We start from the raw sequence: 22,089 nt of genomic DNA, 5'->3' as shown, positions 1-22,089 counted from the left end.
GACCGTCGACACTATCCTTCGCGTTGGCCTTCTGCTTTCACCGTCACGGTGCAGGCGAGGTCGGCACCGCTCCGCATACGCCGAAAGAACACGATGTTGACCGTCAGCGCGAGCGAGCCGTTGGCGCGGAACTGTCCGGTAAGGCGAGTGGTCAGCGCGGTGCTCGTGCGCGCTTGATCGGGCACGATACGAAAGGTCGAGGCGAAAAAGCCATCGGGGTCCACGTTGCTGGGGAAGTTGTCGCCGGCGTCGAAGGCTAGAGTGAGCGTGTCGGCGCCTGGCGAATGACGTACGATGGCGCGATCGATGGCATCGGGCGCGCGCGTCCAAACCGACGCGCACTCGCGTGAGCCCACGGCCACCGGAGCGGCGTAGCGCACGAGATACGCGCCGCCGACACCACGGGCGCGCCGTCCGGCATTGGTGGCAGCGGCCACCGCGGCTCTCGAGCGCGGCGAACTCTCCGCACTGCGCGCGGCGTTCGCTCGGAATCGCACGGGCGTGCCAAACTCGGTGATGATCTCGTTGATCTCTTCCTTACGGAGCTCGTGACGCAAGCCCGTGCGCAGATCGCGGAAGATTACCGCGCCGGCGCGCACGATTTCTACGCGACCACGCATGATGGTGCGGTCCTCGAGATGTACTTCATCATACGTGGCCTGCGAGGCCACCTGCGGCATGTTCGCACGGCGCGAGTCCCCCACGGCGCGACGGGCCGGGTCGACGTAAAGCATCCGCATGCTGTCGGCGCCCGTGGGAAGCATGGCACGTGTGATCGACGGGACGCCGGGATTCGCCGGTGCATTGATGACCACGCCGCCGGTGAGACTCTGCGGCACCTCGCGATTGGAGATCGTCGGCACACGCGCGTTCGGCACACGCACGTTCGGCACTCGCGCGTTCGGCGCACGGGCGCGTGCCTCGTCAGATGGACGAGGGGTGGTCGCGGTGTTCACCGTTGCCAACGAAGCCGACGGCGCGCTCCATCCCCTCACCGCCGCCTTCGCGAAGACGCCGAGTCCCATCAGTCCGAGCACCCCAACCATGCCGCGGGCGATCCACGGATTCATCGGAGGATTCATCGGAGGATTCATCGGCGGCGCGGCGGCGCGTACGCGCGGTGTGTACGATGCGGCACCACGCGCCGGCCCCGACGCCATTCCCCGCGCGGGAGCGCCGCGCAACGGCACGCTCAACGATACGCGCGTGCTCGCCCGCGGTGCGCCGGCGATCCGCAACCCCGCGCTGCGCGCCGCCTGGACGCCACTCGAAGCGGCCGAGGCGTTCAATCGCGCGGCCAACATCGCCATCGGCTCACGCCTGGGCGGCGGGGCGATGCGCAACTGCTCGGGTTGAATCACGCGCAGTGCATAGCCCCAGCACTCCACCGCCCACCGCGCCATATCGGGCTGCACAAATCGCTCGGCCGACCACTGCATCACGAACGGCGACACTGTTGCGTCCCAGCGCGCCGACTCCATCGCGCCGGCGGGAAGCCGGTCACGGACGCCACGGCGCAGCGCTTCGATCAGCAGTTCGGCCAACGGACGCGCATCACTGCCGGTGACGTCGAGCAGCCGGTTGCGCAGGACCAGCAACGATGAGCGGTCCCACGAAGTAGGCTCCTGCTCAACGAGCTGCTGCAGCGCTTCACGCATGCGAAGGCGCGGATCGACGAACCCCATCATCGCATGCGCTCAGTCCGGCAGGCGGGTCGCGCTCAGATCGGCGCTCACGACGCATACCTGCGTGCGTCCCCAGCGAAGAATCGCCTCGGTGTACGTCTCACTCGCCCCGATGAAGCCGTTGGGCAGGAAGCGACCGCGCATCTGGAATTGCCAGGGAATGTTGTTCGTGGTCCCCGACAGGGGCCCGGCGACAAAGCGCCCCTCGCGGTCGAGCGTTCCCGTGACCCCGCGCGACGCGATGCGGAACGCGGCGCGCCCCGGCACGTGCGTGATACGCTCCTCCGTTTCGCGCCCGACACCAAGCGCGCGCGCGACCGACTCGCAACTCGTGCTGCCGTCCACCGAGCGGATGCGTTGGATGACACGGTACCGGCCGGCCACGCCGGCGACCATCGGCGACACGAACGGCGCGCTCGGTTCGGTCCCAGCGCGTGGACGCCTCACATCGGGCGGGCCTTTGGCCACAGGTGCCTCGAGCGGGCGTGATCGTGCCTCGGTGGGATTGGTTCCGGGTGGGGTCGCGTTCGTGGCTCCAGGGGGCGCTGCAGCCTCAGGGCGCGGCCCGGCGCGCTCGGCTCTGCCGCGATTGCCCAACGCTCGCCAGGTCGAGATCGAGACCACGATCAAGAGCCCGGTCAGCACTATCGCGGCCAGCCGCTCCACCGGCTGGTACTTCGGGCCCTGGACGCGAGACCTGGTCGATACCAAGCGCCCGCTGCTGGCCAGCGCCGTACGCGCCCCAGGCGTCAGCTTGGCACCCACGCCGAACGATGCCGGCCCACCCGCCCACGACGGTGCGTTGGGGCGCGTCGGCTTCGGTGCTGTGGGCAGCGGCGGCAGCGTGCCGAATCGTGCGGTCGCTCTCGCCAGCGTGGCAGTCGCCGCGGCCGCTACCGTCGCCGCGGTGGCGGAAGGGGCAGCGTACGGCGCCATCTCCGTGGTGCGCACCTGCGGCGCGGTGACCAGCGCACGCGTGATTGGCACCGGTGACACGCCCAGCGCTCGCCCCCAGATGTCGACTGCCCATCGCGCCACATCGGGCTGCAGGTACCGGGTGGACACGATCTGATGCACGATCGGCGCGCGCGCGGTGTCCCATGCCGAAGCCGACAGCGGCGTGTGCGCCACGCGCTGCAGCGCGGGTCGGATGGTGTGACCGAGGTCGATCAGGAGGTCGACCAGCGGTCGATGATCACTCCCGGTTTCGTCGAGCAGCCGATTGCGCTGCCGCGCCGACCGCACAGCGCGATGACCCGCGTCCGGTTCCAACGACCACTGCGGCCAGCACGCAATCAGGGCACGCCCCACGCGATGAAACGCGTCGGACTCGTGCACGGATGACGAGGGAATCGGTGGGGCAGGCGGTGTCATACGGCGTGACGATGCACTCGATATCGAAGTCGGAATCAGCCCACGTGGCCGAGTCGCAGCACGCGCGCCGGCAACTCGTCGCCGATGCGCAACGACAGCCCGCTCACACACTCTACCGACGCATTGCGGCCGACGGCCGAACCGCCCTCGACATACCACGTCGTGTCACTGGTGTTCACCAGCCACCATTTCCCGCCTTGTTGCGCCACGTAGCCGCGCGGTGTGCGATCGGCGCGCTCGTCGGGCAGCGTCCCGCGACCAAGATGCCAGTCGTGAAGCATGAGGTGATGCCAGAGTACGAGCTGATCCTTCTCGTCGACCATGCCGCGCTCGGTCTCACGCCAGAAGGACACCACCAACGGCGCACCGGCCATTCGTTCGTCGCCGCGTAGCGAGGTGTTCGGTTGCCCAGCGCCTACAATCGTCCATTTGCCCGATGGCAGCGGATGCATCCGCTGCATCGTGCGATACAACGCCAACTCCCACTCGGCCGCATCGGCCCGTTCCGACGGCGCATGCAAGCCGTCCACGAAGGTGCGCGTAAAGCAGCTGGCCAACGCCGGGCCCAGTCGCGTGAACGGCACATCGATCGCCTTCACCGACGGATTGCGGCGATCGGTCGGATGCTCCACGAACAGCGCCTGCGCTCCCATGGAAAGCGTTTCGTCGTCTTCCGCGGATCGCGCGCTGTTCACCTTTTTACCCTGCAGCGGATGCCGTTCCAACAGCAGCTCGTACAGCAACACCGCCAAGGCATGTTTGTCGGAGGCGATGGACGGTTGCGCCTTGTGGGCCAACACCTCCGGTGCGATGTAGCCGGGCGTTCCGAGCACGGATGGTGGCGCGACACCCGGCACCACGAGCGAATCGATATCGATGATGCAGGCGTCACCGCCCTTCAGATCGACCAACACGTTCTTGTTCGAGAGGTCGGCGTGCGCGAGCCCCGCCATGTGCAGGCGACGGACCGCACGGGCCAAACGGACGGCAATCTGCAGTCGCGTGAGGAATGAACCGGTTTCCGCCTGCGGCACGAACTGCGACGCCTTGCCGCCGGTGAACCAGCGCACCTCCTTCTCCTGCCTCGTGCCGAAGCGGTCGACGAAATAGAAGTTTGGGCGATAGGTGGGCGTCACCACGCCGAGTGGTGGCCATACCAGTTGCTGCCTGCGCACGAACTCGACGGGCACCGCGTGTTCTCCGTCAACCATTCCGACGGGCCATGAGTAGTACGGCGTCCAATAGGCGCCGCTGGCCGCGAGCGTGGGGTTGTAGTTGGTGAGAATGCGGGTGAGACGGTCTACGCGCTCACGGCGATCGCTCAGCGAGCCGTAGTAGAAGCCCACCGCATACTGCCGATCGCGCGTGAGGAATACGCGCTTCTCAGCGCCGGTCCCGACCGGTTCGTCTTCCAGCTGCAGGATGCGCCCGTCGGTCAGTCGGCAGTTCACGCACGCCATGTGACGCTCCCCTTCGCGCCACTCTGCGTCATGCTCAGGCTCATGCGCGACCCGCGGGCCACGATACAGCGTCCTGACGGATCACACAGAGGGTACGGTCGTCGTTCTCGCCACGCTTTTCGAACGCGAGCCACTCGATCAGCGCGTGCACGGGATCGGGCGCGCTTATCACCGGAGCGCGATGCGATGACGTGACGCCGGCCTGGCTGACCGACTCGCTCACGCCACGCAGCAGCTGTGTATACAACGGGCCGGCGTGACGCGTGAAGGGATACCACGGATCCTCCACACCGTCGGTGGCCAGAATCAGCGCGGCGCAGTGTGTCGCGTCGCGCACCACCAGCGACTGCACGAGCTGTTCGATGGCGCCATCGTCCGGGAGGAAGTGTGCCACTTCACCGGAGAACTCGGTGAGCGGTCCGCTGAGCGGCTGCGAGACCGTGCCATCGGCGTCGAGAAACGCCGATGCGCCGTCGCCGACCTGCAGCAGGCCGACGCGGTCGCCGTGTCGCGCCGCGACCAGCAACGTGGTGCGCAGATCGCGCAACGCGAGTCCGCATCGGGTGGCGAACTCCCGCAGCGCGTGATTGGCTGCCGTGGCGCCCGACGCCAGCGCGCGACCTGGCAGCGCCGGCTCCGCGCGATCTGCCAGGCCGTGTCGCAAGGCCTCGCGCACGGCGTGCGTCGCGACATGGGTGGCGATCGAAGCACCGAGACGACTGTACGTGGCAGAGCCGGCGCCGTCGGCGACCGCCGCGCACCACCCGTGATCGAACAGCAGCACCTGTCCGGCGTCTTCACGATGATCGCCACGATGCGCATGCAAGCGCCCCCGTCGCGAGGCCACCAGCAGTGACCAGCCGTCGCGAGCCGCCCGCATTCCGGTCGCGTCGGCCACTGGTTCACTGTGGTCGGGACGCACGAGTCCGGGTGCGACCGCATCGAGGTGCGCACTCCATTCCGCAGGGCACCACGGCACGCTCGGCGGCGTGACCGTCCAGAACGGGCGCGGCGGCTCCGGTGTCACGGGTAGGCCGAGCCTATCGGGTGTCTCAGCTGCGGATGTTTCGTCAGACACGCGCTTACGGTACGATGGTGATGCCGGGCGGCGGAGGCGGCAGTGTGATGCCTCCGCCGTCACCCATGGCACCAACCTTCGCACTCGTCTGCTTCACCGAGGCCGAAACGAAGCGGAAGAACGCCTTGAACGCATCGGGGGACATGTCCTGCATCTGGATCACGGTCTCGGTGACTTGCTTGAGCGCTTCGACATCGGCCTGGTCGCCACAGGCAACGGCAATGATGTTGGCCGGGCGACGTTCACGCAGTTGCTGCGCATACACGGGCCAGTCCACGTCGGTAGGAGCGCCGTCGGAGAGGATGAAGACCAGCGGACGCCAGTCGCCTTTCTGGTCGGCGGTGGTGCGCACCAGCTCACGCTCGAACACTTCGAGCAGCAGGCGCAGTCCGTCGCCGAAATTCGTTGGGCCGCTGGCCTGCAGCTCCGGCGGATTGAACATCGCGACTTCGGTGAGCGGCACGATCTGCTGTGCGGAGCTCGAGAACGTCAGCACCGACAGGTAGGCGCTCTCGATGGCCTGCGGATCACCGAGCAGGTCGCGATGGAGCTGCCGGATCCCGGACTTCACGGACTCGATGGGGGTACCCTGCATCGAGCCGGAAACGTCGGCGAGGATGTAGACGGGAAGGCGACGGGTGGACACAGGAATGCTCGCTCGAAGGGCGGAGGTGGGGCGGCCGGTTGACAGCCTTTCCAGTAGTGAATGCGGAGGACGCGACGGAGGTTTCGTAAACCCAGCAGTGAACTCTACGTCTCGGACCGGCGACCCGGATGCCATTGGAGTCGCGTCGGACGCGAAACCCCGTAGTACCAAGTCGGCACTACGGGGGTGGTCGCGCGGTGGGCCCGGGACCCTGTGCGCGGAGTGTGAAAAACAGCGCGCTACTTCGGTGCGTTCAGGTTGCCAGCCGCTCCGCTTGCGGCGGAGGGCGTTGGAACGGTTCGCGCACTGCTGCGTTTCACCGCCGGAACCGGTGCCGCGGCAGGAGAGACCGGTGCCGCGGTAGACGTGGTGTCCACCGTCGGCGTGAGTCCCTTGAAGGGTACGCCGTTCCAATCTGCACGACCCCAGAGGGCCGGATAGTCCTTCACCATCTGCGCACCGTACAGCGGCTTGTAGTTGCCGTTATGGCACGTCACGCACTGGGCTTTCGGCGCATCGCCCTGAACGCCGAGGCGCACCGATGGATACACCGGCTGCAACGGCGACAAGTAGTTCTGGTTCACGTCACGGAGCATGAGAATGCCGTGGTACGCGGTCACGCGAGCCGGTGGTGCTTGCGTCCAGCTGGCGAACTGACGGGTGTTGTGGCAGTACGTGCAGTTGACACCCAGCGACTTGGACTGGCTGATCATGAGCGCGTACGTCCACTCCGTCTGCTTCACCGAGCTGCGATTCATGTTCGTCGGCGCCATCGACTGCGACACAACGCGTGCACCATCGCGGTCGAGATAATGCCGCAGATAGTCCGTCTGACTCGAGTAGAACCACAGGCCGTTCGGCAGCGGCTTGCCCATGTGACAAGTGTAGCAGGTCACGCCGGTGTTCTTGACATGCTGCGAGTACTGGCCGTTGATCTGGCGGGTCATCTGTAGCATGCGACGGGCCACAAGCTTGGTGTAGAGCGGCTTGCCGGTGGGCAAGGTGTCCGACGCGAAGTTGGCGATGTTGTGGCAGTACGCACAGTTACCGGTTCCGGCCACCCAGGTGCTCATCGCCACCATCGTTCGGTTGAATTCGGCGACGGAAATGTCATTCAGCACCTGCACGTTCTGCCACGGGAGCGGACCCGGCGGCGACTCGCCCGCGGGCGGGAGCGGTGTGGGAAGCTTCACCTGCGCGAACTTCGCCTTCAGGTCACCATGGTCGTAGTTCTGCTCCATGCCAGTGCCGCGATACCCGACCTGCACCGAATCCGTTTGCGTGTCGCCGCACGCCCCCAGAGAAAACAGGGCGAGCGGGGCCACCACGCCGATCGTTCGTCGAAACATGCTCATGGCGTCTTCCTCGCGGTCGTGGAATCGACCCTCGTCGAATCCGCCGTCATCGAGTCCGCCGGAGCCATCAGGGCGGTCGAGTCGAGCATCATCGCGGGCTGCGGTGCGACGTACGACGGAAACGAATCCGGAGCCGTACCCTGATAGCGACCGCGCAACAGCTGCTGTTGTTCTTCCGTGAGGGCATTGTTCGCCGGGTAGGGTGCCACGAGGCCGTGCTTCACGCCCCAGAGGTACCAGTTGTCGACGACGGTGCCGGTGAGCAGAATGCCGATGCCGCCGGTGAACGTCGTGAGCACGGCAAACCACCACGACCAACGGTGGATCGATTCCATCGTGGCATTGAAGCCCATCGTCCAGCGCCAGAACAGCATCGAACGCTCGGCGGCAGTACCACGATCGGTGATCTGCTCGATCTCGCGTTCACCACCCAACCGGGCCACCGCCAAGATGGTGGCGCCGTGCATCGCAAACAGGACCGCGGAGCCGTACAGAAAAGCGATGGAGAGGGCGTGGAACGGATTGTAGTACAGGTTGCCGTAGCGAATCGAGAACGCCGACGTCCAGTCCAGATGCGGGAAGATTCCGAAGGGAACCATCTCGCTCCAGCTGCCGACGAGCAGTGGCTGGAAGAAGAACGTGGAGTACAGAAAGATCGCGCTGGCAAAGGCCCACGGGAGGTGCGTGCCCATGTTGAGGGCGCGCGCTCGACGATATACGCGAACCCACCAGAGCAGGATGCTGATCGTCAGGAAGAAGCCAGCCATCAGGTACCACCCACCCTGAGCGAGCGGGGGCACACGGAGGCCATACTGGGGCGGCGGCGGTTCGAGAGCCAACCACGGGAGCTGGCGGATAAACTCCACCGGATCCCAGCCCACCGAGGCCCACATGTTGAGCCCGATGATCTCGAAGGCCATGAAGCCGAAGATGAGCGAGAGCACGCCCGCCCACCCGAGATAAATCGGGCCGATCTGCGCGTCGCCGAACTTGCCGGCGAGATAGGAGAATGTTCCGGTGCCGTAGCGCGTCCCAGTCGATTCGTCGATCTCAATGCCGGCTTCGGGAACGGTCCGGACCTGGACGCGCGTGAAGAGGTTCTGATATTCGAGCATGTGCCCTCGCCTCAGCGCCAGATCGGAAGATTGAGCCACCAATTCCACCACTCAGGCCAGCCCTTCGTCCAAAAGGGGCCGGAGATCACGATGCAGATCGCACTCCAAACCGCTGCGCCGACCGCGAGGAACAGGCCGAGCCGATGGATGCCGATCGCGCCGATCGAGTAGCCGAGCAGGTCGCGGAAGAAAACGTTTTCGGTTTCGCTCGTCCCGACGGGCGTGCCCTTTTGGGGATTCGTCACCGACAGGATCAGCGATCCGTGCATCGCCAAGGCGAGGCAGTTGGTGAAGAAGAAGGTCACCGCGATCATGTGCGCCGGATTGTAGTGGAAGTGGAGGTACTGGTACCCCACGTTCGACACCCAATCCAGGTGCGAGAAGATCCCGTACGGGAAGCCGTGTCCCCATGCGCCAAGCAGCAGCGGACGGAAAACGACGAGTGTCGCATAGGCGAGGACGGCACCGCCGTACGCCCAAGGGATGTGCATGCCCATGCCGAGCTTTCGACTGATCTCGGCTTGACGCAATGCCCAACTACCGAAGGCGCCGAGCGCACACAAAGTGATGATCTGCCACAGCCCGCCTTCCCGGAGCGGGGCAAGCCCCAAACCGTACTTGAGATCGGGTGGGGCAATACTGATCTGCCAGAGGTTCCACGTCGGTCCCATGGCCGCACCCCACACGCACAAGAGCGTGCCGAGTACGACGAAGAAGATCGTCGTGACCCCGAAGAAGCCCACGTAGAAGGGACCGAACCAGAAATCGAAGAGATCTCCGCCGATCAGCGTTCCACCGCGGACACGGTATTTCTTTTCAAAGCTCAGCATCGCCATTGGCGATATCTCCAGACGTGCAGAGAAGGACGAGCGGGGGGGGGAGGGTCCAACGCGCTGGCGTCGGCCGGGGATGGCGTCGCACTGACACGTGCGATGCGCCATCCCGGCTACGACGCGCGACGAATTATCGGCCCGGCGGAAGCGGCGACATTTCCGCCGCAGCGGCTGGCGCCGATGCCCCGACGGGCGCCTGAGCAGCAGACAACGTGCCATTCTCGATCCACGAATAGCGCTGTGAGCTGAGCAGGATGAAGTGAATGACCAGCGCGAGCACGGCCAGGAAGCCAACCATGGCGACCATCACGCGGCGGGGGTCAAACATCAACCAAATGCGGTGCATAAAAAACCTCGAGAGAAGGTGTTGGAGCCCTTCCACCATGACGGCGGCTACCGTCACGCAGCAGGGGTCAGGCTGACAAGGAGGTCAGCGGACCGCTGTCGGAGGCGTCTGCGCGTTGTACTGCGCCTTCTTGTACTTCGGCCAACCCGTAATGCTGTAGGCCCACATGTGGATGATCAGCGCCATGCCAGCCAGGAAAAATCCGAGGCCACTCATGATGATCTGGGGATCCATGCCCTGCCAGATTCTGTGCATCAGTCGTGCTCCGAATCAGAGGGTTAGAACCACGGACGCCACTGCCACGCAAGGAAATGCGCGACTGCAGCAACGATGATGTAGCCGAGGGTACCGGTCACGAAGTATCCGTGAAAACGCCGGGCCTCGTCCTCGGTCATTCCGCCCTTTTCCGACATCATGCCTCCGGAGAATGCGTGTTGCCGCGCTCGACCCGCGCGGCGGGGGTGCCGATCTGTGACTGTCTCGGCCAACGACCTTCGGTTGACGGGTGTAAACTGGACCTTACACTTCAAAGCGTCAAGAAGAATTTACGGTTTCAGGGTAAGTTTCCCAGAGTTGGCTCATTCCGCACCGATTTATCCCCTTAAAGAACCGTGTCGCCCCTCCTCGATCCGCCCTCAGATTGGCCACACCGTGAACATTCCCGCTTGCTCGAGCTCGATGGGATTCGCTGGCACTTTCAGCAGCAGGGATCCGGCCCCGTCGTGTTGCTAGTGCATGGAACGGGTGGCAGCACACACTCATGGGGCGAATGCGCAGCCGCGCTAGCGCGACAGTTTACGGTCATTTCGCCCGATTTGCCTGGTCATGGATTCACCGCGGTGCCGCCATCCGTAGAACGCGCGCGAAATGTGTACACCATCGACGGTATGGCCCGCGCCGTCCAGCAGCTGCTCGATACCCTGTCTCTCCAGCCGACGATTGCCGCCGGGCACTCGGCCGGTGTTCCGGTCCTGCTGCGCATGGCCCTGCAGCGCGGCATCGCTCCCACTCGGATCGTTGGGGTGTGCGCGGCCCTGGTGGCCCCGCCAGCGTGGTATGTGCGCTTGATTGCGCCGATCATCGGATCGATCGTCGAGCGCGATGCGGCGGCACTCGCCGCAGCCAAGCTGGCTTCCGGCAGCCGAATTCTCCGCGCGATGCTGGAAGGCACCGGAAGTCCGCTCACACCCATACAGCTGGCGCGCTATGAGCTGCTCTGTCGTATGCCGACGCACGTGCATGCCGCGCTGGCGATGATGTCGCGCTGGGATCTGCCCGCACTCATGCGCGATCTCGCTACGCTGGACACCCCGCTCGAGGTCATCGCCGGGCGGCGCGATCGGTGGGTACCGGAGGCGCCGCTGCGGCGGGCGGTGGCGAGTGTGCGCGGGGCGACGTATCGAGTGGAGGACGGAGGGCACCTGTTGATGGAGGAGGATGGGGAACAGGCGGCGGGGTGGATAGCGGGGGGGGACTGCTGAACGGCGCTAGGAATTAACGGCGCTAGGAATCAACAGCGCTAGGAATCAACGGCGGGAAGAACCACAAGCGTACAAAAGCACAAGCGTACAAAAGCAAGAGCGTACAAAAGCAAAAGCGTACAAAAGCAAGAGCGTACAAAAGCAAGAGCGCTCAAAAGCAAGAGCGGGGAGGGCTAACATTCGTTTGCCCTCCCCGGCTTTTAGCTGTCAGCGCCTACGGCTACGGCTGACTTACCCGACGCCGACGAGACTGCGGCGCGAGGCGAGCACGTGATCGCGTGTCACGACGCTATCGCCGAGTTCACGGGCATCCTTTTCCGATACGTCTCGCAGGCGCTTCGCGGCGCTGATGCGGATCAGAATCGGATAGGTCTCGACGATCTCGTCGAAGGCGCTCTTCGCCTCATCGTCCCACGGCAGTTCCTGGTGCAGGCGCGCGGGCGTGGCGTCGATCTTGTCCATCTCCGTGCCTAAGGGCAGGATATGAAACAGCGCGTCGAACAGCTGGTTGCATACCTCCTGAATCAGGTACGTGGCGCCCGAGTAGCCCATGAACGGCGTTCCCAGATGGCGCCGAATAATCGCGCCTGGAAACGACGCCGGGACGTACATCGAGCGCGAGCCCAACTCCGCCATGTACATCCGCTCGTTGTAGCTGCCAAACATGATGAGCGGAGGCGTTGTCCGTATCGCCTCGCGTACGGCCTGATTGTCGGGCTTCACTCCCGGACGGCGCGAGAACGCAAAGGTGCACGGCATGCCCATTTCCGTCTCCAGAAAATGGCGCACGCCGCGGGCGTACGTTTCGTTCGCCACGATCGCGAAGCTGGCGGTGCCGAAGAAGTCCTGTGTGACGCTGCGCCAGAGATCCCACAACGGCTTGATCGTCGTGTGCTTCTCCTTCTCGATGAACGGCTCGGGGTCGAGCCCCAGCATCTCGCCGAGCGTGCGTAAAAACTTGGTCGTGCTGTGCAGTCCGATCGGTGCCTGCAGATAGGGACGCTCCAACGCTTCGCACAGCATGCGCCCGAACTCGCGATACAGGCACACGTTTACATCGGCATCGATCAGCCGCGGCACTTCCTCGAGGTGACTACCCATCGGGAACACCATGTTCACGTCGGCGCCGATCCCTTCCACCAGCCGGCGAATCTCCGCCAGATCACTCGGCGAATTGAAGTACCCGTAAATCGTGCCCACGATGTTCACGCGCGGTCTGTCGCCCTCCTTCTTCTCACGACGCTTCGGCGCAATGCCTTTCTTGAGACCGTATTCGGTCCACAGCCAGTACAACGCGCGTTCCGCGGCCTGCCACTGATCTTCGTCAATCGTGCGCGGCAGAAAGCGCTGAATGTTCGTGCCTTCCGGTGTCACACCACCGCCGATCATCTCGGCAATGGAGCCCGTGACGACAACGGCCGGAAGTTCCGGATCGAGCGTCTTGTGCGCGCGGCGCATCGCGCCTTCGGTGCCGTTTCGTCCGAGCTCGTCTTCGCCGAGTCCGGTGACGACAATGGGTAGCTCGTGCGGGGGGAGCGCGTCGGTGTAGTGCAGCACCGACGTGACCGGAAGATTCTCGCAGCCGACCGGGCCGTCGATGACGACCTGCAATCCCTTGATCGCGGTGAACACGTACACCGCGCCCCAATAGCCACCGGCGCGATCATGATCGAGCACCAACATCAGATCATCTCCTGCGCCTTGCGCGCCTTCGCCAGCTTGGCGAGGTGGCGCTTGTAGTGGTCTCGGAAATCCGGGTGGTCCTTCGGCACGTCTTCCCACACGCCGCTGGCGAAGCCGGTGCCGACGCCGTCGAAGAATGCGCTCATCTCGTTGAAGCGCGACTTGTTGCCGAGCGCGGAGTTCACCACCGTGGCCAGTGAGCCGGCACCGCCGGGGCCCATCAGCGGACGCGCTGAAATCAGATTCGTGAAGTACAGCGACGGGATCGAGAGCTCCTTTGCTTTCTGCACCACTGGCGTGGTGCCGATGGCGAGGTCGGGCTTGAACTCGTGCATCGCCGCGAGGTCCTGTTCCAGCGACGCGCGATACTGCACGTGAATGCCGCGCGCCGCGAGCCACTCACGGTCGGCCTCACTATGCGGCGTACGCGGGCACGCCGTTCCGACGTAGCGCACATCGGCGCCACTCTCGACGAGCAAGCGCGCCACGAGCAGCTCCGATCCTTCGTAGCCCGACATCGTGATGCGTCCCTTGATCGGCATCTTGGCGAGAGCACCCTTGATGGCCGGAAGGAATTTGTTCTTCGACGCATCAATGTGCTCGCGCGACACACCGGCCATCTGACCGATCGCTTCGAGCCACCCTTCGGTGCCGTCGTAGCCCACGGGAGCCGAGCCCACGATGGGCCGGCCGGCCGCCGTGAATTCGCGAAACGACGCAGTGTAGAACGGATGAATCGCCGCCACGCCGACGCAGTCGAGCGCGGCGTACAGTTCGCGCCATTCACGCGTTGGTACCACGGGTCCGGCGGCGAGGCCCATCGGCTCCAGCATCATGCCGATCCCCATGGGGTCGGCCGGGAACATCTCGCCCACCAATGTGATGGTCGGCTTGCCGCTCACGCCAGCGCGCGGCGCCGCGACTGGGCCGAGCTCCGCTTCTGTTCGTGCATAGCGCAACATCGCACCGGCCAACACGTCCTTCGCTTCAGCGTGCGTGGGCACACCAAACCCCGGCACGTCGATGCCGATGATGCGCACCCCGTTGATCTCTTTTGGCAGCAACTGCAGCGGTACTCCCGACGCCGTCGGCACGCACAGGTTCGTGATCACGATGGCATCGTAGAGCGCAGGATCGGCCATCTTGAACACCGCATCGCGGATGTCTTCGAACAGCTGGCCGGTGACGAGGCTTTCGGAGTTGAATGGCACGTAGCCGACCGTTCGTCGCGCGCCGTAAAAGTGCGACGTGAACGTGAGTCCGTAGACGCAACAGGCGGAACCAGAGAGAATCGTCGCCGTGCGGCGCATCCGAAGACCGACACGCAGCGAGCCGAACGCGGGACACATGCTCTGCGGCTGATCATGCGGACCCTTCGGATAGTCGGCAGCGTAGCGGTCGAGTGTTTCGCTCTTTCCCGCGGCCTTCGCGGCCGCCAGCATTTCGCTGGCACCGGCGTGACATCCAAGTCCGTCGGCCGCGGTCGCTGCCGTAGTGATCGCGCTGCTGTCGAGCACGGGCAACGCGCGCGACGTGGGCTGGTCGGTGTCGTTGGCCGTGGGCGTGCTGCCCGCGTCATCATACACGATTTCGCCGCTGGAATGGTTGCTCATATCGATTCCGCTCAGACGGTGTCGTACACGACTTCGAGCGACGGCTTCGTGACATCTTCACGACCCACGAGGTCGAACATTGTGGCCGGTTCGAGCACCACGTTGCCACCGACCTGACTGGCCGCAAACAGGCCGAGCAGTTCGTCTTGCGTGAGCGGCTTCGGGCGCACGGGCGGCGCATCGGCTACCGCTTGCGCCAGCTCGCCGAACAGCGGGCCCCACTCGCCACCGGGGAAACCGATGATCTCGTAGTTCGCGCTCTTCTTGCGGATATCGTCGTTCGCCGGAACCTTCGCCAGAATCGGGATGCCTACCTTCTCCGCGAACGCTGCCGCTTCACCGGTGCCGTCGTCCTTGTTGATCAGAATGCCGGCCACGCCCACGTTGCCGCCCAGCTTGCGGAAGTACTCCACCGCCGAGCACACGTTGTTGGCCACGTACAGCGACTGCAGGTCGTTCGAGCCCACGACGATCACCTTCTGACACATGTCGCGCGCGATCGGCAATCCGAAGCCACCGCACACCACGTCGCCCAGGAAGTCGAGCAGTACGAAGTCGAAGCCCCATTCATGGAAGCCAAGCTTCTCGAGAATTTCGAAGCCGTGAATAATACCGCGTCCTCCGCAACCGCGTCCCACTTCAGGCCCGCCGAGCTCCATCGCAAATACGCCATCACGCTTGAAGCAGACGTCGCTGATGGACACCTGCTGACCAGCGAGCTTGAGGCGCGACGAGACTTCAATGATCGTGGGGCAGGCGCGTCCTCCGAAGAGCAGCGACGTGGTGTCACTCTTGGGATCGCAGCCGATGAGCAGCACCTTCTTGCCTTGCTGCGCCATCATGTAGGAAAGGTTCGCGAGCGAGAAGCTCTTGCCGATGCCACCCTTTCCGTAGATCGCGATGATCTGCGTTTCTTTCGTCACCGGTCCGGTATGCACCGCGTCGGGGGCGGCGGCGGCTTCAGCGCGCACACTCGAGTGCAAGTCATGCAGGGCGCCGTTGGCGGAGCTGGTACCGTTGTCACTCATGCAACCGTTCTCCAGTCGAGGATCATCTTGACGCAACGGGGATCACCGAACGCTGTGGCATAGGCGTCGGCGGCACGCGCCGCGGGCTCGCGGTGCGTGATGAGTCCATCCAAGTCGAGCGAGCCGCCATTCGCGAAATCCGCGATGGCGCGTAGGTCCTGCTCTTTCCATTGCGCCGCAATGCGAAAGCGCGCTTCGCGGAGAAACGCGGGCGGGAAGGTGAACTGCACCGGTACGGTGTAAAAGCCCGCGAGGCAGATCTCGCCGCCCGGCGCGAGCCGTGCGATCAACGTGTCGAGGAGGCCATCGGCCCCGCTCACATCGCAAATCGTGCGGTAGTTTCGCCGCGGGTCGTCGTCGGGGTGCACCACGGGGTAGCCACGTGCGCCGTCCATGCGAATGGGATTCGTTTCCCATACTGTTGGTGCCGGCGCGCCGTACCGCACCACGAGACGCGCAATGAGCCGGCCGAGAGCGCCGTGCCCCACAATGAGCTCGGGTAGCTGTTCGGGGTGGGCCATCGGGTCGTCGCCCAGAGCGTGATGAGCGGTGGCCGCCAGCGCGAAGAGCGTACCCTGTTCGCCCAGCTCATCACGCAGCACGATCGTTTTGGCGCCAGGCACGACGACGCGCGCGGCTTGTCCGCCGAAGAGTCCGCGGGCCTCGGTGAATCCGCGCGATCCCGCCACATACACCAGCTGGCCGACATCGCGCCCGGAATCGGCGCCCGCCTGAACGACGGCGCCGACTCCTTCATATCCTGGGACGAGGGGGTAGCCTAACCCGGGAAAGGGCGGCATTCGACCGGTAAAGAGCAGCTTCTCGGTGCCCGTGCTGATGCCCGACCAGCGCATCTCTACGATCACGTCCGCATCCGTCGCCGCGACAAGCTCCAGCGAACGGACGGACAGCTGTTCCGGTTGTTCGAATACGACGGCGAGGGTCTTCACGAGGTGTAACGTGTAGTTGACACCTCATACTGTCAATATTCTATATGATCCTATTCGGGATTCGAGGTCAGACTTCGGCGACGATCAGTCCGGTCTGGATCGGAAAGCGGGTCGAGAGCTCCCGGCTCCGCTTGAATCCAGCCGCCTGCAACATCTGGTGGAGCTCGGAAGCGCGCCGAGCTCGACCTTTCCCCATTGCCATCAGATAGAACGAGAAGTAAGCGTCGCCTACCGTTTCCGCGCCGCGGACGCCGGCCATCGCCTCGGCGATCAGCAAGACGCCACCGCTGGGCAGGGCCGCTCGAACCGCCTTGAGCAGGCGCAGCACCGACTCATCGTCGTGATCGAGGAGCACGCGCACCAGCGAGATCACGTCGGCGCCGGCGGGCAGCGCATCGGCGTGGAAGTTGCCGCCGTGGCATTCCACGCGATCGCCCAATCCCGCACGGCCAAGTCGCGCCTTCGCCCGCGATGCGACCGCCGGGAGATCGAACAGCCGGAGCTGAAGGTTGGCGTGCCGCGCGCCGACCAACGAGAGGAAGACGCCTTCGCCGCCGCCGACGTCGAGTAGGCACGCATGCTTGGACAGGTCGTAGGCGTCGAGCACGTCGTTGGCGACGGGCGGGAGCGTATCGGCCATGATCTCCGAGTACGCGGCCACGCGCGCATCGTCGATCTGCTGGGGGCGCGGGGCGTCAGCGTATGACCAGTACCGGGAGAGTTCCGTGCGGAAATCCGCGCCCTGTCGCAGCAGGGCCACCGGATCGCTGAGATCCTGGTATGCCATCCGGTGGTGGCGGATGAGCGCCAGAACGCCGGTGTTGCCCACCAGCGGGGCACCCAGCGCGCCGAGGGCGTACCGTCCGTGGCGCCGCTTCATCGTGAGGCGGAGTGAGACCGCGGCGTTGAGTAACCGTTCCGTGCTCGCACGCGACAGGTTCGTATGCTCGGCGATCTCCTCGATCGTCCGGGCGCCCCCGGCCAGATAGGCAAAGAGGTCGAGTTCGACGCATGCCAGCAGCGTCTGCGTGTAGACAAAGCCGGAGACGAGGTCGAAGAGCGCGCGGGACCGTCTCAGCGTCACCGGTCGGGTAAGCGGGAATCGGGCGCTCCACCGCTGGAATCGGTCTGTCGCCACGAGAGCATTGAACCGGTCGCGAATGCGCTCGTGCCAGGCGGGGGGTGGCGTAGCCGCCAGCGGGCGCACTCTAGTGGCGGACTGGGCGTCAATTGGCGTTTTGGCGCGGTCGGCGGTCATGGCCGGTGCCTGCGGTGCCGTCAGGGCCTGCTCGGAAGGGTTCACGGGCCGACGATAAGCAGAGAAAACTGGAGTGTCAAGAAAAGTGTACACATGAGGCGTAAAGCTCTTGCGACGCCGAGTCCCCGATCCTATCCTCGGGAACGGTGGATTGGCCCATGCATGGCCTCACCACGAACCTTTTTGAGTCAGCATGCGACCGGTATTTCCGTTTAGCGCGATCGTGGGCCAGGATGAGATGAAGCTGGCGTTGCTGCTGGTGGCCGTTGACCCCACTATCGGTGGGGTCATGGTTTTCGGCGATCGTGGCACCGGCAAGTCGACCGCCGTGCGCGCCCTCGCCGGGCTACTGCCCCCCATGAAAGTGGTGGCCGGCTGCCGGTACGGCTGTGATCCGCAGGCCAACGGTGCTCGCTGCGATGAATGTCAGGCCAGGGCGGTGGCCGGCGTTCCCTCCAAGTCGGTGCTCGCCCCGGTCCCGGTTGTCGACCTTCCGTTGGGGGCCACCGAAGATCGTGTGGTCGGTGCCCTCGATCTTGAAAAGGCGCTCACCACGGGCGAGAAGGCCTTCGAGCCCGGCCTGCTGGCCCGCGCCCATCGCGGTTTTTTGTATGTCGACGAAGTGAACCTGCTGGAGGATCACCTCGTCGATCTGTTGCTCGACGCCGCCGCCACCGGCGAGAACGTGGTGGAGCGTGAGGGCGTGAGCATTCGCCATCCGTCACGCTTCGTGCTGGTCGGCAGTGGGAATCCGGAAGAGGGAGAGTTGCGCCCCCAGCTGCTCGATCGTTTCGGCCTCGCGGTCGACGTGCGCACGCCGACGGTAATCGCGACGCGCATCGACGTCATCAAGCGACGCGACGCATTCGATCGCGATCCGGTGGCGTTCATGACGCACTGGCACAAAGCCGACGCGAAAGTGCGCCGTCATCTCGAGAAGGCGCGCGCGCGACTCGATGCCCTGGTCGTATCGGACGCGGTGCTCGAGCGCGCCGCGACGCTTTGCTCGCAGCTTGGCACCGACGGATTGCGCGGCGAGCTCACGCTGCTGCGTACGTCGCGCGCGATGGCGGCGTACGAGGGCGACCACGAAGTGACGCTTGCCCACCTTCGCCGGATCGCGCCGATGGCGCTCCGTCACCGCCTGCGCCGGAATGTGCTCGACGATGCCGGGTCGACGACTCGTGTGGAGCGTGCCATCGCCGAGCTGTGGGGCGATGTCGTCGCCACCCGCTGATCTTCCGCGCGGAGGCCCGGCGCTGACAGCGTTGTTGCTGGCGGTCGATGCGCGCGGACTGGGTGGCGCGATGCTCGACCATCCACTGCACGAACAGGCGCGTGCGTTTTCGTTGCTGGTGCAGCGCGCGCTTCCCAACGGCGCGCCGCTGCGACGCGTGCCGTCGAGCGTGACGCCTGATCGATTGTACGGCGGTGTCGATCTCGCGGCCACGCTCTCCACCGGAAAGCTCGTGGCGGAACGAGGGGTACTGGCGGCGGCCGACGGTGGCGTGATCGTGGTGCCGATGGCCGAACGCCTCTCGGTCGCAGCGCGCACGGCGTTGTGTGCGGTCCTCGATCAGGCTGAGGTGCAGGTCGCTCGAGATGGTATCGCGGCGCGTCACGCCGCGCGGATCTGCGCCATCGTGATGGACGAGTCCGTCGGCGACGAGTCGGTGCATGATGCGCTGCGCGATCGGTTGGCGTTCCTCGTACGGTTAAGCGCTGCGGCCGCTGATGCGCTGCTCGATGAGACCGATGAACTCGCCGTCGCGTCGTGGGAGCGTCAGGCGCGTGACGCGCGACATCGGCTGATGTCGGTGAGTGTCGACGAATCGTGGATCGTGGCGCTGTGCGAAACCGCGGATGCCTTCGGCATCGACGCCGTGCGCGCGCCACTGATGGCGCTGCGCTGTGCGCGGGCGCATGCGGCGTTGCACGGCCGGCTTATGATTATCGAGGCCGACGCCGAGGTGGCGGCGGCGCTCGTGCTGGCCCCGCGCGCGACGCGGCTGCCGCGCCCGCCCGAGGAGCCGGCCAACGACAAGGAACCGGACAGCGACCAAGAGGCGGCGAGCGAGCCCTTGCCAACTACGCAATCTCCATCGCCCCCTGCCATGGACCGCGAGGCCGATGGGGCAAGCGAAGCGTCGGACCCGCCCGATACCGACTCGGACCACGATCGCCCCACACCGCCATCGAGTAGCCTCGACGTGCTGCGCGAAGCCGTAACGTCGGCGCTGCCGCCGGGGATGCTCGCGCAGTTGCTGGAGAAAGTCAACGGCGGCACTACGCAGGGTCGCGTGGGCGCCGAGAGGCAGAACATGCTGCGAGGCCGTCCGCGCGGCGCGCGCAGCGGACTGCCTCGCGGTGGCTCGCGCCTGCACCTCTTGGAGACGTTGCGTGCGGCCGCCCCTTGGCAACGCGCGCGACTCATGCACGCGGCACAGATGGCTGCGCAATCCGCACCGCAGGACGCAGCGCAATCCATATCGCCGACTACGGCGCGTCCGCGCGTGAACATCCGCCGCGAGGATTTCCGCATTCGTCGCTTCATCGAGAAGACCGGCACGACGGTGTTGTTCGTGGTTGATGCCTCGGGGTCGTCAGCCTTGAACCGTCTCGCTGAGGCGAAGGGCGCGATCGAACGGCTCCTCGCGGAGAGTTATGCGCGGCGTGATCGCGTGGGCCTGATCGCGTTCAGAGGACACGGTACCGAACTATTGCTGCCGCCGACACGTGCCCTGGCGCGCGCGAAGAAAGTGTTGGCGGCCTTGCCGGGCGGCGGAGGCACACCGCTGGCGCATGCGATCGAAGCGGCGCTCGATCAGGCACTGGCCGTCAAACGTGCCGGGAGCGCACCGTTGGTCGTGATGCTAACCGACGGTCGCGCCAACATTGCGCGCGATGGAGCGCCTGGACGTCCGGGCGCAGAGCGCGATGCCTTGATGGCGAGCGCGCGCTTTGCGCAACAGAACATTCCGGCACTGTTCGTGGATACGTCGTCGCGCGGCGAGCCGGTGGCGCGCCGTGTCGCGGAGGCGATGCGCGCACGGTATGTGCTCTTGCCGGCGGCCAACGCTACGGCACTTGGCGGACTGGTACGTACCGCGATGCAACTCGCCGAGGGGTCCGACCGTGCATGAGACACCGGTGGTGAACCGGACGGCCTGGCCGTGGCAATCGCTGGTGCGCGTACGACATCCGTCCATGCTGCACGATACCGATATCGCCACGCGCGACACCACGCTTCGCGTGGCGTTGCGCTCGCTGGTGGTGGTCGTGTTTTTTTGGTGGAGCGCGACGGGGGTGATCTTCGCGCTCGAGCGGTCGCCTGGCACGCGCCTGCTTGGTCTGGTGCTGGCGAGTGCGATGGCGGTGTGGGGCGCGTGGCTGCTCTACCTGGAGCGTGATCGCGGGACCGCATCGGGTGCGCGCCGCACGTTTCTTGGCGCGGCGTTCCTGTGGACGTGGGTGCAGGTTGCTTTCTACGGTGGGTGGCTAGTGGGGCCGACGTCGTTGATGGTGCCGATTCCAGCGGAGTCGCCGAGTTGGTCGTTGGCGGTGCGCGCGGTGTTGTCGATGTTCTGGTATCAACTCGCGATGCTGGCGGTCCTCGCCATTACCGGCGTGCTCACGGCGCGACGCGCGAATCGCGCCGGCTGGTGGGCGCTGGTGCTCTTCTGGGCGACACACCAGGCGGCCAGTATCAACATCTTCTTCGGCGTCGAGAATCCAGGGCGCGGCTTCTTTCCCCAGCCGCTCACCTACCTCGAGTCGTACTTCGGTCCGCAGCGCAACAGTTGGTTGTTGCCAATCTCTGTCGCCCTGCTGCTGCTCTTCACGTTGCGCACGATCGTTCATGCCCTCCGCGATCGATCGCCGCTGCGCCGCCAAGGCATGATGCTGCTGTCGGTGCTTGGTGTGCTCGGCGTGCTGGAGCTGGCGGTGCTCGGCATGCCCGTGTCCTTGCCGTTCTGGGACGCATTTCTGGCAGTCCGCGGCTACTAAGCCAAGCGCCAACGCGCGACGGCTCGCTACTCGTAGCGGAGTGACTCGATCGGGTCCAGTTTGGCCGCCCGACGGGCTGGCACCATCCCAAACATGATCCCGATTCCGACCGAGACGACTACAGCGATGAGGGTCAGCGAGACGGGGACCGGCGCCGAGATGTCGAGCGCGAACGA

20 protein-coding genes are annotated in these 22,089 nt (G+C 65.3%); 4 read left to right on the top strand and 16 right to left on the bottom strand.

Annotated elements, in window-relative coordinates:
* Nucleotides 1-11: 11 nt before the first annotated feature.
* The 11 genes from ACLL97_RS01965 to pufB all read right to left on the bottom strand — a co-directional run bounded on the left by ACLL97_RS01965 (nt 12) and on the right by pufB (nt 10,308).
* Nucleotides 12-1,688: a hypothetical protein gene (locus ACLL97_RS01965; protein WP_411278791.1), complete on the bottom strand. Its 1,677-nt coding sequence runs from the start codon at nt 1,686-1,688 to the stop codon at nt 12-14.
* A 9-nt stretch (nt 1,689-1,697) separates the two neighbouring features.
* Complete coding sequence (locus tag ACLL97_RS01960) at nt 1,698-3,059, bottom strand: hypothetical protein (RefSeq protein ID WP_411278790.1); 1,362 nt, start codon at nt 3,057-3,059, stop codon at nt 1,698-1,700.
* Nucleotides 3,060-3,094: 35 nt separating this feature from the next.
* Complete coding sequence (locus ACLL97_RS01955; protein ID WP_411278789.1) at nt 3,095-4,519, bottom strand: protein kinase domain-containing protein; 1,425 nt, start codon at nt 4,517-4,519, stop codon at nt 3,095-3,097.
* Nucleotides 4,520-4,559: 40 nt separating this feature from the next.
* Nucleotides 4,560-5,597, bottom strand: coding sequence for a PP2C family serine/threonine-protein phosphatase (locus tag ACLL97_RS01950; protein ID WP_411278788.1), 1,038 nt, complete (start codon nt 5,595-5,597; stop codon nt 4,560-4,562).
* Between the two features lie 4 nt (nt 5,598-5,601).
* Nucleotides 5,602-6,243 carry a vWA domain-containing protein gene (locus tag ACLL97_RS01945; protein ID WP_411278787.1) on the bottom strand — a complete coding sequence of 214 codons (642 nt, stop codon included), beginning with the start codon at nt 6,241-6,243 and terminating at the stop codon, nt 5,602-5,604.
* A gap of 239 nt (nt 6,244-6,482) precedes the next feature.
* Nucleotides 6,483-7,598: a photosynthetic reaction center cytochrome PufC gene (gene pufC, locus ACLL97_RS01940; RefSeq protein WP_411278786.1), complete on the bottom strand. Its 1,116-nt coding sequence runs from the start codon at nt 7,596-7,598 to the stop codon at nt 6,483-6,485.
* Nucleotides 7,595-8,713: a photosynthetic reaction center subunit M gene (pufM, locus tag ACLL97_RS01935; RefSeq protein ID WP_411278785.1), complete on the bottom strand. Its 1,119-nt coding sequence runs from the start codon at nt 8,711-8,713 to the stop codon at nt 7,595-7,597. The genes pufC and pufM overlap by 4 nt, the downstream gene beginning before the upstream one ends.
* 11 nt (nt 8,714-8,724) lie before the next feature.
* Nucleotides 8,725-9,549, bottom strand: a complete 825-nt coding sequence (pufL, locus tag ACLL97_RS01930) for a photosynthetic reaction center subunit L (RefSeq protein WP_411278784.1) — start codon at nt 9,547-9,549, stop codon at nt 8,725-8,727.
* Between the two features lie 127 nt (nt 9,550-9,676).
* The gene (pufA, locus tag ACLL97_RS01925) at nt 9,677-9,892 is read right to left on the bottom strand and encodes a light-harvesting antenna LH1, alpha subunit (RefSeq protein WP_171225030.1); all 216 of its coding nucleotides are present in this window, start codon (nt 9,890-9,892) and stop codon (nt 9,677-9,679) included.
* Between the two features lie 84 nt (nt 9,893-9,976).
* Nucleotides 9,977-10,147 (bottom strand): light-harvesting protein, encoded by a 171-nt coding sequence (locus ACLL97_RS01920; protein ID WP_309673412.1) that lies wholly within the window; start codon nt 10,145-10,147, stop codon nt 9,977-9,979.
* A gap of 23 nt (nt 10,148-10,170) precedes the next feature.
* The gene (pufB, locus tag ACLL97_RS01915; RefSeq protein ID WP_411278783.1) at nt 10,171-10,308 is read right to left on the bottom strand and encodes a light-harvesting antenna LH1, beta subunit; all 138 of its coding nucleotides are present in this window, start codon (nt 10,306-10,308) and stop codon (nt 10,171-10,173) included.
* Between the two features lie 195 nt (nt 10,309-10,503).
* Here pufB and bchO point away from each other — a divergent pair, with 195 nt between their 5' ends.
* On the top strand, nt 10,504-11,373 hold the full coding sequence (bchO, locus tag ACLL97_RS01910) for an alpha/beta fold hydrolase BchO (RefSeq protein WP_411278782.1): 870 nt from the start codon (nt 10,504-10,506) through the stop codon (nt 11,371-11,373).
* Between the two features lie 231 nt (nt 11,374-11,604).
* Here the strand turns inward: bchO and bchZ are convergent, their stop codons facing one another.
* The 5 genes from bchZ to ACLL97_RS01885 form a co-directional block, all read right to left on the bottom strand.
* The gene (gene bchZ / locus ACLL97_RS01905; RefSeq protein WP_411278781.1) at nt 11,605-13,056 is read right to left on the bottom strand and encodes a chlorophyllide a reductase subunit Z; all 1,452 of its coding nucleotides are present in this window, start codon (nt 13,054-13,056) and stop codon (nt 11,605-11,607) included.
* Complete coding sequence (bchY, locus tag ACLL97_RS01900; RefSeq protein WP_411278780.1) at nt 13,056-14,669, bottom strand: chlorophyllide a reductase subunit Y; 1,614 nt, start codon at nt 14,667-14,669, stop codon at nt 13,056-13,058. The genes bchZ and bchY overlap by 1 nt, the downstream gene beginning before the upstream one ends.
* 11 nt (nt 14,670-14,680) lie before the next feature.
* Entirely contained in the window at nt 14,681-15,697 is a 1,017-nt protein-coding gene (locus ACLL97_RS01895; protein ID WP_411278779.1) for a chlorophyllide a reductase iron protein subunit X, read from the bottom strand.
* Entirely contained in the window at nt 15,694-16,647 is a 954-nt protein-coding gene (gene bchC, locus ACLL97_RS01890; RefSeq protein WP_411278778.1) for a chlorophyll synthesis pathway protein BchC, read from the bottom strand. Before bchC ends, ACLL97_RS01895 begins: the two co-directional genes overlap by 4 nt.
* A gap of 67 nt (nt 16,648-16,714) precedes the next feature.
* Nucleotides 16,715-17,950, bottom strand: coding sequence for a methyltransferase (locus tag ACLL97_RS01885; protein ID WP_411278777.1), 1,236 nt, complete (start codon nt 17,948-17,950; stop codon nt 16,715-16,717).
* 148 nt (nt 17,951-18,098) lie between these two features.
* On the opposite strand from ACLL97_RS01885, the gene bchI reads away from it, so the two are divergent.
* From bchI to ACLL97_RS01870, 3 genes are read left to right on the top strand one after another with little or no spacing between them, the layout of a single operon-like run.
* A complete protein-coding gene (gene bchI / locus ACLL97_RS01880; protein ID WP_411278776.1) occupies nt 18,099-19,142 on the top strand; it encodes a magnesium chelatase ATPase subunit I in 1,044 nt (347 codons plus the stop codon).
* Complete coding sequence (locus tag ACLL97_RS01875) at nt 19,123-21,048, top strand: magnesium chelatase subunit D (protein WP_411278775.1); 1,926 nt, start codon at nt 19,123-19,125, stop codon at nt 21,046-21,048. The genes bchI and ACLL97_RS01875 overlap by 20 nt, the downstream gene beginning before the upstream one ends.
* Nucleotides 21,041-21,913: a DUF3623 family protein gene (locus ACLL97_RS01870; RefSeq protein WP_411278774.1), complete on the top strand. Its 873-nt coding sequence runs from the start codon at nt 21,041-21,043 to the stop codon at nt 21,911-21,913. Before ACLL97_RS01875 ends, ACLL97_RS01870 begins: the two co-directional genes overlap by 8 nt.
* Nucleotides 21,914-22,089: the final 176 nt, after the last annotated feature.

This window comes from Gemmatimonas sp., from assembly GCF_046594945.1.
Lineage (GTDB): Bacteria > Gemmatimonadota > Gemmatimonadetes > Gemmatimonadales > Gemmatimonadaceae > Gemmatimonas.
This window is presented reverse-complemented; position numbering and strand designations above follow the sequence as displayed.

Excerpts from the sequence above, each read along its gene's own strand:
- bchI (WP_411278776.1), top strand. The coding sequence starts at position 18,099 with ATGCGACCGGTATTTCCGTTTAGCGCGATCGTGGGCCAGGATGAGATG.
- ACLL97_RS01960 (WP_411278790.1), bottom strand. The coding sequence starts at position 3,059 with ATGACACCGCCTGCCCCACCGATTCCCTCGTCATCCGTGCACGAGTCC.
- pufM (WP_411278785.1), bottom strand. The coding sequence starts at position 8,713 with ATGCTCGAATATCAGAACCTCTTCACGCGCGTCCAGGTCCGGACCGTT.
- ACLL97_RS01955 (WP_411278789.1), bottom strand. The coding sequence starts at position 4,519 with ATGGCGTGCGTGAACTGCCGACTGACCGACGGGCGCATCCTGCAGCTG.
- pufL (WP_411278784.1), bottom strand. The coding sequence starts at position 9,549 with ATGGCGATGCTGAGCTTTGAAAAGAAATACCGTGTCCGCGGTGGAACG.
- ACLL97_RS01895 (WP_411278779.1), bottom strand. The coding sequence starts at position 15,697 with ATGAGTGACAACGGTACCAGCTCCGCCAACGGCGCCCTGCATGACTTG.
- pufA (WP_171225030.1), bottom strand. The coding sequence starts at position 9,892 with ATGCACCGCATTTGGTTGATGTTTGACCCCCGCCGCGTGATGGTCGCC.
- ACLL97_RS01920 (WP_309673412.1), bottom strand. The coding sequence starts at position 10,147 with ATGCACAGAATCTGGCAGGGCATGGATCCCCAGATCATCATGAGTGGC.
- bchZ (WP_411278781.1), bottom strand. The coding sequence starts at position 13,056 with ATGTTGGTGCTCGATCATGATCGCGCCGGTGGCTATTGGGGCGCGGTG.
- pufC (WP_411278786.1), bottom strand. The coding sequence starts at position 7,598 with ATGAGCATGTTTCGACGAACGATCGGCGTGGTGGCCCCGCTCGCCCTG.
- ACLL97_RS01875 (WP_411278775.1), top strand. The coding sequence starts at position 19,123 with ATGTCGTCGCCACCCGCTGATCTTCCGCGCGGAGGCCCGGCGCTGACA.
- pufB (WP_411278783.1), bottom strand. The coding sequence starts at position 10,308 with ATGATGTCGGAAAAGGGCGGAATGACCGAGGACGAGGCCCGGCGTTTT.
- ACLL97_RS01965 (WP_411278791.1), bottom strand. The coding sequence starts at position 1,688 with ATGATGGGGTTCGTCGATCCGCGCCTTCGCATGCGTGAAGCGCTGCAG.
- bchY (WP_411278780.1), bottom strand. The coding sequence starts at position 14,669 with ATGAGCAACCATTCCAGCGGCGAAATCGTGTATGATGACGCGGGCAGC.